The 12,422-nt window shown below is 58.7% G+C and carries 8 protein-coding genes and 5 pseudogenes; 5 read left to right on the top strand and 8 right to left on the bottom strand.

The genetic code is table 11. The annotated features are described in order from the left end of the window. The first annotated feature begins 465 nt into the window (after nucleotides 1–465). Entirely contained in the window at nucleotides 466–1,476 is a 1,011-nt protein-coding gene (locus tag BG60_RS35455; RefSeq protein ID WP_008344577.1) for a S1 family peptidase, read from the top strand. Nucleotides 1,477–1,560: 84 nt separating this feature from the next. Here BG60_RS35455 and BG60_RS35450 read toward each other — a convergent pair. The 3 genes and pseudogenes from BG60_RS35450 to BG60_RS35440 form a co-directional block, all read right to left on the bottom strand. Continuing rightward, nucleotides 1,561–2,118, bottom strand: a pseudogene (locus BG60_RS35450) (IS3 family transposase); the annotation flags it as partial. A 91-nt stretch (nucleotides 2,119–2,209) separates the two neighbouring features. Next, the gene (istB, locus tag BG60_RS35445; RefSeq protein ID WP_008344574.1) at nucleotides 2,210–2,977 is read right to left on the bottom strand and encodes an IS21-like element helper ATPase IstB; all 768 of its coding nucleotides are present in this window, start codon (nucleotides 2,975–2,977) and stop codon (nucleotides 2,210–2,212) included. Nucleotides 2,978–2,989: 12 nt separating this feature from the next. After that, a pseudogene (locus tag BG60_RS35440) lies at nucleotides 2,990–3,895 on the bottom strand (Mu transposase domain-containing protein); the annotation flags it as partial. A gap of 131 nt (nucleotides 3,896–4,026) precedes the next feature. On the opposite strand from BG60_RS35440, the gene BG60_RS35435 reads away from it, so the two are divergent. The 3 genes from BG60_RS35435 to BG60_RS35425 are packed head-to-tail and all read left to right on the top strand — an operon-like array spanning nucleotide 4,027 to nucleotide 7,279. Further along, nucleotides 4,027–5,289, top strand: a complete 1,263-nt coding sequence (locus BG60_RS35435) for a site-specific integrase (RefSeq protein WP_008344571.1) — start codon at nucleotides 4,027–4,029, stop codon at nucleotides 5,287–5,289. Beyond that, nucleotides 5,286–6,278: a tyrosine-type recombinase/integrase gene (locus BG60_RS35430; protein ID WP_033536731.1), complete on the top strand. Its 993-nt coding sequence runs from the start codon at nucleotides 5,286–5,288 to the stop codon at nucleotides 6,276–6,278. Before BG60_RS35435 ends, BG60_RS35430 begins: the two co-directional genes overlap by 4 nt. Beyond that, the gene (locus BG60_RS35425; protein WP_008344568.1) at nucleotides 6,275–7,279 is read left to right on the top strand and encodes a tyrosine-type recombinase/integrase; all 1,005 of its coding nucleotides are present in this window, start codon (nucleotides 6,275–6,277) and stop codon (nucleotides 7,277–7,279) included. The genes BG60_RS35430 and BG60_RS35425 overlap by 4 nt, the downstream gene beginning before the upstream one ends. Nucleotides 7,280–7,390: 111 nt before the next feature. Here BG60_RS35425 and BG60_RS39875 read toward each other — a convergent pair. The 4 genes and pseudogenes from BG60_RS39875 to BG60_RS38025 all read right to left on the bottom strand — a co-directional run. Further along, nucleotides 7,391–7,711 (bottom strand): annotated as a pseudogene (locus BG60_RS39875) (IS21 family transposase); the annotation flags it as partial. 261 nt (nucleotides 7,712–7,972) lie between these two features. Then, nucleotides 7,973–9,004 carry an IS110 family RNA-guided transposase gene (locus BG60_RS35415; protein ID WP_008344565.1) on the bottom strand — a complete coding sequence of 344 codons (1,032 nt, stop codon included), beginning with the start codon at nucleotides 9,002–9,004 and terminating at the stop codon, nucleotides 7,973–7,975. A 110-nt stretch (nucleotides 9,005–9,114) separates the two neighbouring features. Then, a pseudogene (locus BG60_RS35410) lies at nucleotides 9,115–9,399 on the bottom strand (IS21 family transposase); the annotation flags it as partial. Nucleotides 9,400–9,591: 192 nt separating this feature from the next. Continuing rightward, nucleotides 9,592–10,217 (bottom strand): annotated as a pseudogene (locus tag BG60_RS38025) (IS3 family transposase); the annotation flags it as partial. Nucleotides 10,218–10,921: 704 nt separating this feature from the next. On the opposite strand from BG60_RS38025, the gene BG60_RS35395 reads away from it, so the two are divergent. Next, on the top strand, nucleotides 10,922–11,332 hold the full coding sequence (locus tag BG60_RS35395) for a response regulator (RefSeq protein WP_008344556.1): 411 nt from the start codon (nucleotides 10,922–10,924) through the stop codon (nucleotides 11,330–11,332). A 353-nt stretch (nucleotides 11,333–11,685) separates the two neighbouring features. Here BG60_RS35395 and BG60_RS35390 read toward each other — a convergent pair. Further along, nucleotides 11,686–12,422 (bottom strand): ATP-binding protein (locus BG60_RS35390; RefSeq protein WP_008344554.1); only part of this gene is annotated, 737 nt, incomplete at its 5' end.

The raw sequence follows: 12,422 nt of genomic DNA, 5'->3' as shown, positions 1-12,422 counted from the left end.
GCTCACCCATCAAGATACTGAACACCGACTTTTTCTGAGTCGTGCAAGATGAGGGTTCTGACATATGGCAAACGGCCTCCCGCGTTATTGGCGTGCTGATCGGTTTGAGCCCTCGTGAAGTTCGTCGCGCTCCGGCGCCTTCCTTCTTCCCGACAGCGGGAGCGTTTGTTAAACCGCGAGTTTTTGGCCGAAGTCCTTAGCCGTTGAAAAGAACGCGGACAAGGGTGGCTCTGGACCGGGCCTGCACATCGCGAGTGAGGTTGCCCGTCACCCATCGCGGTGCTATCTCATCACTGAGCGCGCCGGCCAAGCGGCAATTGACGTGCTCCTCGGTCCTGCAGACGACGAATAGCGGCAAGCGTCTCTATCGTCTCTACATTGCACGCAATATGCTGTCGCCTCTGAGCCGAGCCACCAGTCTTTTCCACGGCCATCGCGCGAGACCCCTCAACAGGACACGCACTCATGAAAACGAACTCTGTCGAACTATATGCAAGCCCCGGTGGCGAAAGATGGCTGCTGCATATCGGCGCCGACGAACGGCCTGTTGTGCGCCATGTTCCGAACGCCGCTTCGGGCGGCAATGCGTCGGAGATGTCCGTGGCGGATTTTCTGTCATCGGATCAAGCAACGCCGCAACGCTACGCTATGCTTCAATTGATTCAGCAACTCGTTCTCAGTGGCCCGAGTTCGAATCGTTGCTTGTCCAATGAAAGCGCGGGGGTCTCGAAACACGCTGCCGAAGCGCTTCTGCTCACAGTGGCGCGCATCAGGACCTTCGCACAAAATCGACACCTAACTAACGCGAGCGGATTTTTTTTCGCTCGCGATGAGCGGCTTTTTCTCGTGACGAGCCGTCACGTTGTCAAAGACGAGGCTAGCAAACATTTTCCTGAGTGGGTCGAGATAGAACTGCATGTTGATGGTGACAATCTGGGCGCTTCGACATGGTTTTCTATACCTCTGTACGCGAAAGGCGTTGGCCTTTGGCGAGAAGGCTCAGATGACGGCGGCGAGATCGACGTTGCCGTTTTGGAGCTTCGAAGGGATCGGCTACCGAAGACCGCGGTATTCGACGCGTTTGGTCCCGATCATCTTCCCAAGGCAGACGGTGTGATGCCGATTGGCACTTGCGTACTTATAGCCGGCTTTCCCTTAGGGTTTCACGATTCGCTGCACCATCTCCCTGTCGTTAGACAAGGCGTCATAGCGTCGGCATTCGGCCTCCGCTTCCAAGGAAGAGGATGCTTCATCACCGACGCGCGAACCCATCGGGGCACGAGCGGCGCGCCGGTTGTGACGAGCGATCTCTCCAACGGACATGCGGTAAAAAGCTCGAGTCTGCCTTGGGTGCTTCTTGGAGTTCATTCGTCGACCATTGATATGGGCACGCGGGACGTGCAAATCGATGAGACACTCGGTCTAAACAGTGCCTGGTATTCGGACATTCTTTTGACGCTCACCCGCCAGCAATAACGGCCGCTGTGCGCCAAAATTTGCAGCCGCGCGTTCAGGGCTCGTGACCTTGCCCCTGTTTCACGAATCCCATAGCCGAGGCCATCAGGCCGCTTGCCCCTGTTGAGCGATGGCCCAATTCTTTTCGAACGTCATGGGACTGACGTAGTTCAATGTCGAATGCAGTCGGCGAGCATTGTAGAAGCCGAGCCAGTCGACGATTTCGTCCATCGCCGCACGTCGCGTGGCGAAGTGCCGACCGTGCAGTCGTGCGACTTTCAGCGAGCCCCACAGGCTTTCGGTCGGCGCATTATCCCAACAATCGCCACGCCGGCTCATCGACGAACGCATGCCGTACGCCTTGAGCGTGTCCTGGAAGAGCCCGCTGCAATACTGGCTGCCGCGGTCGCTATGGACAATCACGCCGGCTTCGGGGCGGCGCCGAAACCATGCCATGCGCAGTGCATCCGTGACCAACTCGGCCTTCATATGTGCCTGCATCGACCAGCCCACTACCTGCCGGCTGAACAGGTCGATGATGACGGCCAGGTACAGCCAGCCTTCAGCCGTCGCCACATACGTGATGTCGCTCGTCCAGACTTGATTCGGCGCCGTCGCGGTGAAGTTGCGCTCCAGCAGGTTCGGCGCGACCGGCAGGCCATTGCGTATTTCGGCGAACGTGACCGCCGCTTTCGGGAACGTGACCGATTCGGCAAGGTCGGGCGTTGCGCGGTTTCGATTGTAGATTTCCTCGCTAGTTTTGGTCGAGTTCTGGTTCGAGCCCGCTGGGTTGCGGAGATGGTTTTCTGAGAGATTCGCCCGTCAGTTTGATGCGGTGATGACGCTGCATAAGGCGATCGAGCATTGCGTCGGCGATCGTCTCGTCGCCTATCCAGCCATGCCAGTGTTCGATTGGTAGCTGGCTGGTCACGATCGTGGCTTTGCCGGCAGATCGGTCGTCAATCATCTCAAGCAAATCGTTTCGGACCATCGCATCGAGCGGAGCCATTCCCCAATCGTCCAGCAGAAGAACATCAACGCGAGCAACCTGCAGCAGCCATTTGGTAAAGCCGCCGTTGCCGTGGAGGACGCGCAGTTCCTCGCCGAGGCGCGGCACACGTAGGTACAACGCGGAGTGCCCGCGTCGGCAGGCATACTGCGCGAGGGCGCAAGCAAGCCATGATTTACCTGCGCCGGTGGGGCCGCTAATGAGCAGGCTGTATCCCGATTCGACCCAGTCGCCGAGAGCGAGGCTCGTGAGCGAACGCGGGTCCACGCCTCGACCAGCGCGCGTGTCGAGATCTTCGATGGCGGCCTGGGGATACTTCAGGCGCGCTTGCTTGAGCAGTCGGGTGCGGCGACGATCATCGCGCCAACTTGCTTCCCGGTCGACCAGCAACGACAGGCGTTCCTCGAAGCTCAGAGCCGCCGTGCCGGGCTGCGTCAGTTGCTCTTCCAATCCGTCAGCGAACCCATCCAGCTTCAGGGTGCGTAGTTGCGTCAAGGTTTGTTGCATCATCATGGCGGGTTCTCCTTATTGGTAGTAGCTGGGGCCGCGCACATGCGCGTGACTTGGACTGACCCATTCGACAGGCGTGGTCGCTGCCGCGCGGTCGCGGTTGTTGATGAGGATGTCGCGCACGTGGCGGTAACGATGTACACCCAATTCGAGCGCCAACGCGCACGCCGCTTCGAGACGGTCGCGACCATAGCGACGTGAGAGCGAGAGCAAGCCAAGGCACGCCCGATAGCCGTGCTCGGGATGGCGCTGTTCCTGCAGAAGCCGCGCGACGAGCGCGCCGGTGGCGCCGCCAATCTGCTGACCCCAGTGGATAAGCCGCTGCGGAGTCCATTCGAGATGGGCGCGGTGTGCCGCCGGCATGTGCTCGACGACGGTGGTGTAGCCTCCTACGCGATCATTGCGAGCATGGCTGGCCACACGGCGACCGCGATGCAACAGCTCGACAGCACCCGCTGTGATGCGCGCATCGAGCTTGAGTCCCACAAGCGCGTGCGGAACGCTGTAGCGATGTTTATCGATCTCGATGTGGTAGTCGATGCCGACCGTTACTGCCTTGAACCGCGCGAGCTCATACGGCTGCACCGGCAGTGGCTGTAGGGCCGGCGCGTCTAATTCGGTGAACGCGCTGGCGCGGCATCCAGGCAGCTTCTGAAACGGGCGCTCGTTCAAGTTCTTCAGTAGCGGGCGGATCGCGTCGTCCACCGACTGGACCGACTCGAACTGGCGATGACGCAGACGCGCCATGATCCAACGTTCGACCACCTGAACCGCCACTTCAACCTTCGGCTTATCCTGCGGGCGATAAACGCGTGCAGGCAGAAATGAGGTGCCGTAGTGACGCGCGAAGTCCAGCACGGTGTCGCCGGCGCGAGGCTCATAGCGATCGGGGTCGGCGATCATCGCGCGCGGGTTGTCCGGCTTCTGTGCCCGCTGGCGTTATATGGCCCTTTCTTTTCGAAGTAGCGACCGTGGGCCATTTTGTTGCTTCACTGGCAACATAACGAGTCGTCGTGGCATGTTGATCTTCCCACTTTCCTTGGGAGATTGTCATGCTCGAGAACTACTATGTTCGTCCCGCGAGCGTTGATCGCATCCGGGCTTCGTGGATCGCTCCAGCGATCGAGCAGTACGTCAACTGGATGGCAGAGCACGGCTACACACCCCGCAGCGTGCTGCATCGCGTTCCGGTTCTGGTCGAATTCGGCGAGTTCGCTAAGACGCACGGCGCGAACGAATTGGCGCAACTAAGCGACCACGTCGAACCGTTTGTGCAAGCCTGGATTCGCCGACGAGGGCGCGGACGGTGCGCGTCCAGAAGAAGCAGGTTGGCCCATGAGATACGCAATCCCGTTTGCCAGATGCTGCAACTGGCAATTGACGGTTACGTTGGTCCGGGTCGCCCGCATAAGCCAGAGAATCCGTTCGAGCGGCAGGCGCCGGAGTTCCTGGCTTACCTTGTCGAGGAGAAGGGCCTCCGGCCGCGTACGATTTACCAGTACCGCTTCCACCTTCGACAGTTCGCAACCTACCTCGATCGCAACGGCATCGGTCTACGCGCTGTGTCGCCGACCGTGATCAGCGGCTTCATCACCGAGTATGGTCCACGGGTTGCCTGGACCACGCTTCGCAATGCCTGTGGAACACTGCGAGTCTTTCTGCGATACCTGTATCGTGAAGGAGTCGTCTCCAGAGACCTGAGTTCGCTGGTCGAGTTTCCCCAATCGTATCGATACGCAGGCATTCCCCGATCGATCGCCTGGGATCAGGTTGAGCGCATCCTGGCGAGCGTTGATCGACGTTCGCCCTGTGGTAAGCGCGACTACGCGATGCTGTTGCTGCTTGCGACATACGGGCTGCGGGCCTGCGAAGTTTCTGCACTCTCCCTGGACGATGTTGACTGGCGCAACGAGCGTTTCAGAATCCGCGACCGCAAGGCCGGTAATACGACCACTTACCCGCTGTCGGCGGTAGCCGGAGCGGCAATCGTCGACTACCTCAAAAATGGGCGGCCAGCGACAACGCATCGTGAAGTGTTCATGCGCATGACGGCACCGCTCGCTCCGATCCAGTCCGCGGCTGTGGTATCGCGGGCTGCTTACTTCATCCGCAAGGCCGGTGTCAGCGTTCCACGGACTGGCTCCCACGTACTGCGCCACAGTTGCGTCCAGCACTTGCTCAACGCCCATTTTTCACTTAAGCATATTGGAGACTATATCGGGCACCGAAACATCTCGTCGACCCAGATTTACGGCAAGATCGCGATCGAGGAACTTCGCAGTGTCGCACAGGGCGACGGGGAGGATGTGCTATGAGTCCCCACACGTCTTTCCAGAGTTTTCTTGGGCCGGATATTGAGCAGTTCATCCTTCACAAACGTTCGTTGGGAAGGCGTTATGATGTTGAACAGAAGACGCTCGTTCTGCTCGACGCCTACCTTCTACAGAAGCGCATTGGTCGCCTCTCCGAAGTGACTCCGCCCCTGGTGGATGAGTTCCTGCTCTCGCGTCCACGATCGCGACCGAGGAGCTACAACCACCTACGTTGCACGATAGGCCGGTTCTTCTCGTATCTCGTCGATCGCGGCAGTCTCGCCGCGACACCCTTGCAGTCACCACCGCGTCGATCGAGATATGACCGGGCGCCGTATATCTTTGATACGGCAGACGCCAGGAGACTGTTCGCTCTGGCCAAGGCGCTTCCCGACAACGGAAGCACCATTGAACGGGGCAGTACCTACTTCGTTCTTTTTGCTGTTCTATATGGGCTCGGATTGCGCGTTGGAGAAGCCTGCCGACTGCGTATCAAGGATGTTGACCGTGATCGGCAGCTGCTAATCATTCGGGAAACGAAGTTTTATAAGAGCCGGCTCGTTCCCTTCGGTCCCAAGCTCGAAGCGTTGCTCAACGAGCATGTGCGGCGACGTCAGATGGACGACGCGCGCGCAGTCTCGGATGAGGCGCCGCTGTTTAGCCTGCGTGGAGGACGGCCCGTCAGTCCGGGCACCGTAAGTCAGACCTTTCATGCTCTGGTTCCAAAGCTGCATCTGGACATCGCACCGGGTGTTCCGAATCCGCATCTCCATGATCTACGCCACGCGTTCGCTGTTGGCGTGCTGACCCGCTGGTACCGCGACGGCCTTGATCCACAGGCGAATCTTCTTGCGCTTTCAACCTTCATGGGTCATGCCGATGTGAGCTCCACCTCGGTGTATCTGTCAACGACACCTGCACTGCTCGAGCAGGCCAACCGTCGTTACGAGGCATTCGCCGCAGCAACCCTCCAGGAGGTCATCTCATCATGACACCATCTCTCGGCCCATTGGTACAGTCGTTCTTTACGGATCATCTTCCAGTGCAGAAGGGGTTGCGCCAAGGTTCGATCCGAAGCTATCGCGACACCGTCCGCCTGTTCCTGTGCTTTGTATCCGAACAACGCGGCGGTTCTATCGCATCTCTGACCATCGAGGACCTCGGCTTCGACCAAGTCCTTGCATTTCTGAAGTACCTGGAGCAGGAGCGTGGCAATTCTGTGCGTACCCGCAACCAGAGACGCGCGGCGTTGAATACCTTCTACTCATACCTCGCCCTGCGAGTGCCGGAGATGCTTGCAGCCTGCCAGCGCATCGCCGCGATCCCTGTCAAGCGGACAGCATTACCTGACACCCACTATCTCGCGGATGATGAGGTGACAGCACTGTTTCGCTCTCTCCCAAAGCAGGGGCGCTTTGCACTCCGAGATCGAATCCTATTGCTCTTTCTGTACAACACCGGTGCCCGCGTACAAGAGGTCGCCGATCTTCGCATGGAACATCTCGATTTCGTCCCTCCAGCCAAGGTTCATCTGCACGGCAAAGGCGATAAGTGGCGCATCTGTCCACTCTGGGAGGAGACGGTTAAAGGTCTTCAGCAATTGCTGACAGAGCAGCATACGTTGCCTGACGGCTATGTCTTCTGTGCAATACCAAACCGTCCCCTGACGCGCTTCGGTATCTACAAGATCGTTCGGCGACATGCTGCATTATGGGACACGGACAGCCCACAGCCTCGGCGAGTCAGCCCGCACCTGTTTCGCCACACCGCCGCGGTCCACCTTCTGGAATCCGGTGTCGAGATCAATGTGATCCGTGGCTGGCTCGGACACGTCAGCGTGGATACAACAAATCGATACGCAGAGCTGACGTTAAATGCTAAAGCTCGAGCATTGGCAGCCTGTGCGGTGAATTCTGGTGTTTCGGCGGGATCCCGAGCTCGTACCGCCTGGAAGGACGACAAAACCCTCCTCGAATGGCTCAATTCGCTGTAACAAATTATGTGCTCAAATATTCGCTCCCCGCCGCCTCAGCACGGGAACACCGCGCTTGCCGCCACATAACGCCAGCGGGCACAGAAGCCGGATTTTGTTGCCGGGAACAAAATCCGGCACGATCAGTTGTGGAACGCCGCCGTAGAAGGTTAGCGCGCGGGCGATACCACTCAGCCAGTCCTCCATCGTCTCGGCCGGCGTGGCACATGCGAATGTATAGCTCGATGCGCCCATGGCGGCCACGAAGATGTGCGCGCGACGCCCCGTGGTCAACGGCAATGTGGGGCCGGCGAAGTCGACGAATAGCTTCTCACCAGCACGGTGGATCTGCCGCATCGAGCGCTTCAGCCGTTTTGCGAACGCCTTATAGTGCTCGCAGAACTGCGTGTAACGGTAAGTCTTCCGATTCGCGAACTCTGCCTGATATTCCTCTATATGAGCGCCTCCCTTTGCACAAGCATCGATATGCTCACTCCGTGACAGGATGGGTTGCTGCTCTATATCCGGGCTTGTGGCAGCGATTCAACCTGCTGCGGCCCCCTATGAAATCCGCTGACTCGCACCTCACTCCCACATCGAGCTCGAAGCTCCATGGAATTTTCAGGTTTAGCGAATCCCGGTCCGACCTGTCATGTCATCACATACGCCGCCCGCGCAACCTTTGTTCTAAACCATTCCTTCTTCGTTCCTGTGCTATACGACCTTCACGATCGGCTTCTCGCTAACATATCCCTTCTCATACGGATGGCCGTGTGCGAGAACCGCCCAGATAGTTCTGGCCAACTTGTTTGCCAGTGCAACGACAACGACATTCGTTGGCCGCCGCTTTTTCAGTTGTTCGACCCAAAGACCGGGGTCTTTTGCGTTGTTCAGTACACTACGTGCACCATGCACGAGCAGCATTCGGAGATATCCGTTTCCGCGTTTACTGATACCGTGAAGTTGCACCCTCCCGCCTGAACCCGTTTGTTTCGGGACAAGCCCGATCCAAGCAGCAAACTCGCGGCCGGACTTAAATGCCTTGACATCACCCATCATCGCGACCGCCGCCGTTCCTGTGAGCAGGCCAACGCCCGGAATCTCGCATATCGCTTTGACCGCAGGATCATCCTTCCGCCAGTCCCGCATGCGTCGTTCGATTCGGGCGATTTGCTCATCGAGTTCGGCAATCCGGCTCCATTGTTCGCGTATGGTATCGATCAGAACTGCTGGCAATCGCGCTGCAACGCGGGCGAGAACTTGCGGTATAGCTTCAATCAGAGCAGCACGGCCTTTGTTCATCACTTCGCCGTATTCGGTCAACATCCCACGAAGACCGTTTATCTGCATCGTGCGGAAAGCTACCAGTTGTTCTCGCGCACGATGAAGCGCAAGCATCGCCTGTTGACTTTCAGTCTTGACTGCAACTGGTTTGCTCGGCTGCTGTACCGCAAGCCAAATTGCGCGCGCATCCGCACTGTCGTTTTTGTTCCTGATGTTGAAAGCCTTCACGAACTCCGCGGGCATCAGTTTGACCTGGTGTCCCATCTTGGTGAGTTGGCGGGCCCAATGATGCGCGCCACCGCAAGCTTCCATTCCGATTAAACACGGCGCACGGTTTGCGAAGTGTTCTAAGAACTTCGCGCGCTTCACGGACCGATTTACGATCTCACCTGTATTCGCATCAACGTAATGCACTTGCATCATGTTCTTTGCAATGTCGATTCCGACGGGCGTGAGCTTCATGGGTGTTCTCCGAACCGGTTTGGGAAGACCCATGATCCTCCCAAACGAAATCGAGAATCTGCCGCTGTTGTAGTTATAGCGTCGGCGCAGGGCGGGAGGCGCTCATTTCATTCCCACAACAACGTCAGCGTCACGCCCTTGCGGCGCAGCTCTTGATGTATGCGACCGTAGTCGGGCTGTGCATAGGCCGCGGGTCCGGTGGGCTTGCCAAGAAGCCGTCGCTCGAGCTCGCCTTCGTCCATATCACAGGCGCTGGCCCAATCCAGCCCGGCGGCACCCGCCAGTCCGACGTACTTCGTGACCACGCCCTTGGAAATGCCCAGCGATGCGGCGATTCGATCATGCGAGAAACCGCCGTCGAACTTAAGTCGTAAAACGTCCTTGATCATGCGCATGTTCATCCGGTGCGCGGGCATGCTCTCTCCGGCAAAAGCCGGCGAGCATAGCTCGCGTGGTTGATGTCATGCGCAACGCCAGTCCTGTCCTCCGGTCCGTCCGGTCACGTTCCCGAAACGGCCGGTCACGTTGCCGAAATCGCCGGTCACGATCCCGAAACGGCCGGTCACCTTCGTCCGAAATACGCAGCCATGATTCGAGTTCGTCGTCGCGATGTACTTGCGCTTGTGCCGGGCACGGATGCCGTGCTGCGCCATCAGCTTGCGAACCCGCTCCTTGCCCACGCGTACGCCGCGCGCAACCAGCTCTTTCCACATGCGCGGCCAACCGTATTCGCCCTTGACCTCCGCGTGAATCGCCTTGATGTGTGCCAGCAACGCGTCGTTGCTCACGCGACTGCGCTGCGGCTTGTCCTGAGCGGCGCGTTGCCGCCGCTGATGAAAACCGCTGGGGCTGACTTCCAGCACCTCGCACAACACCGAAATCGGCCAGTGGCGACGATTGCGTTCGATAAAGGCGTACTTCACGTCGAGTCCTTCGCGAAGTACGCGCACGCCTTTTTTAGGATGTCACGCTCCATCTTCAGGCGCGCCACTTCGGCACGAAGTCTCGACAATTCCATCTGCTCCGCACTGACCGGCTTTGTACCGGCTCCGCCGAGCTTGCCTGCCTGCTCAGCCTTGACCCAGTTGGATATCGACTGCGTTGGCACGTCCAGCGTCGCAGCCACCGCCGCAACGCTCTGGCCGGCCCTGACCAGCCGAACCGCTTCCAGTTTGAATTCGAGCGTGTAGCGCGCCCGCTTCGTCTTGCTCATCTTCTTGACTCTCCTTGCTTGAGTTTAAACGCTCAGCAAGGGATTCGTTTTTCGGGGGCAAGCTCACTCGTTCTTTATACGGCTCTGCGGAGTTCGCTGAACGTCATGAACATCGACACTGCTGCGATCGACGATGCGGACGTCGCGCTCCTGTACGTGACTCGCCCATACTTTCAGACACGCCTTCCTGCCAACCGGCGCGTCCCCGCACGGTGCGCTTGCGCCGGACGGGTGTGCCTTTAGCCCTACGGCAAGCACCCAGAAGACCTTCGGCGCCGGTGTGAACTACACCTTCGGCCCGGCAGTCGCGGGCTTCGTCTACTCGCACACCAAGCTCTCGCAATTCTTCCAGGATTCGCTGAGTGGAACTTTTCTATGTGCGTATTTCTGCGGTAAATTCCTTTAGGTCGAGTGCGATTAACCCAACGCTGATTGAATCACCTCATCGATTCACGTGGCCCGAATTGTACTGGATCGGTTCAAGCAGCCTAACTCATGGCTTGAAGAAATTGAGAGGCGCCGGCCGTCAAACGTCTAGTCGTCGCAACAGCAAACAAGAACGCGATGCAGAAAGCGCAGACGATGCACGGGGCGAACCTGCCGTGGATATTTTCTCGCGCGGCGCGCAGATTGCTACCCTATAGGTATCCGGCAAGCTTTCGGGCCATGAGCAATGACGCTCGCCAGGGTACGCCGAGCGTGCTGTGAACCACTATCCTTCTACTTCGCCTGATTCCCCTACTCTTCTGCTCGTCGACGATGAGGCAAGCGCGCTCGAAGCGTGGGCCTTGCTCCTTTCCCTGCATGAATTCAGCGTTCACACCGCTTCGGACGGTAACCGAGCCCTCCAGCTTGCGAAAGCGACATGTCCCCATTTGATTATTACCGACTTGATGATGCCGATAATGGACGGCCTGGCCCTCTGCAGGGCATTGCGCGCGGACCCAGATCTGGCGAAGATACCGATCATTCTTTGGACCGCCGCTACGCGTCCACTCAAAGAAAAGGGTGCGTTAGGCTTGCTTTTCGAGCGCTGCCTGACAAAGCCGGTGGCATTTGAGACGCTTGTTGAACATGCGCGCACGCTCATCGGTCCGCTCGCGCCCCGGATTTGATAGGCTGGCTCTATTACCGTTAATTCGATTGATCGAGCATTTCACGGCAATTAATCCGGATGTCACGGTAGAGGTCAGGTCAAAGAGCCGCGTTTCTGTCACCTGCAGCCCGCTTCAACGCGCCTAGAGTCGCCTCAACGACCAGTTGTCGAAACAAGCGGGCAGCCCTGAAGGCCACCGATCGGACGAATTTTGGGTCCTGCCGCAAGACCAGTTGGCGAGGGACACCGGCGCCGGACGGCAGGAACAGGCTGCCAGTTAGCGATTTTGGCAATGTCGACGTACCCGGGGCTCCGATATTCCGAGACTGCTGCGGTGTCTTGCGGCAATGCGACCGGGTCGGTATTTGCCTTTCAGGCTCTTAGTGCCTTCGCGAGATCATCCAAGCGGTACGGCTTGTGCACGAAGGTGAAGTCACTGATCGAGCCGTGCTCGCTTCGCAGCGCCGGAAGCGGATAGCCTGAAGTCAAAACGACCTTTATATTGGGAAACCGTGAGCGGACCACACGAGCCAGCTCCAAGCCGCTGATCCCGTGGGGCATGGTGATATCGGTGAAGACGACGTCGATGTCATGCCGCTCTTCGAGTATCTCAGCCGCCTCGGAGGCGCTGCTCGCAGCTACGACCTCGTACCCAATGCTTCGAAAAAGCTCCGCCGCAAGACCAAGCACCTCCGGCTCGTCTTCGACGAGGAGCACCGTCTCGACCTTCGGTGTTGAGACGGCGCCCACCGCGTCCACGGGCTCGGCCATCGGCAAGAATAGGTCGACGGTGGTGCCGACACCTTCCTGGCTGGAGATCACGACATCACCGCCGGATTGAGTAATGAACCCGTACACCTGGCTCAGCCCGAGACCCGTGCCCTTGCCCGCCGGCTTGGTGGTAAAGAACGGCTCGAACGCCTGAGCCAACACATTTTGCGGCATACCCGTTCCCGTATCCGCCACTGACACTTTCACGTAGCGGCCGGCTGGTAACACAGACGTCGGCGCCTTGCGCGATTCGATAACTTCGGTCGCGACAGTCACGGTGCCACCGTCGGGCGTGGCATCAATCGCGTTCACCACGAGATTGAGCAGCGCCGCCTCTG

It is taken from the genome of Caballeronia zhejiangensis, from assembly GCF_000698575.1.
Taxonomy (GTDB): Bacteria; Pseudomonadota; Gammaproteobacteria; order Burkholderiales; family Burkholderiaceae; genus Caballeronia; species Caballeronia zhejiangensis.
This window is presented reverse-complemented; position numbering and strand designations above follow the sequence as displayed.

Coding starts and splice junctions, on each gene's coding strand:
- BG60_RS35455 (WP_008344577.1), top strand. CDS start 466: ATGAAAACGAACTCTGTCGAACTATATGCAAGCCCCGGTGGCGAAAGA.
- istB (WP_008344574.1), bottom strand. CDS start 2,977: ATGATGATGCAACAAACCTTGACGCAACTACGCACCCTGAAGCTGGAT.
- BG60_RS35435 (WP_008344571.1), top strand. CDS start 4,027: ATGCTCGAGAACTACTATGTTCGTCCCGCGAGCGTTGATCGCATCCGG.
- BG60_RS35430 (WP_033536731.1), top strand. CDS start 5,286: ATGAGTCCCCACACGTCTTTCCAGAGTTTTCTTGGGCCGGATATTGAG.
- BG60_RS35425 (WP_008344568.1), top strand. CDS start 6,275: ATGACACCATCTCTCGGCCCATTGGTACAGTCGTTCTTTACGGATCAT.
- BG60_RS35415 (WP_008344565.1), bottom strand. CDS start 9,004: ATGAAGCTCACGCCCGTCGGAATCGACATTGCAAAGAACATGATGCAA.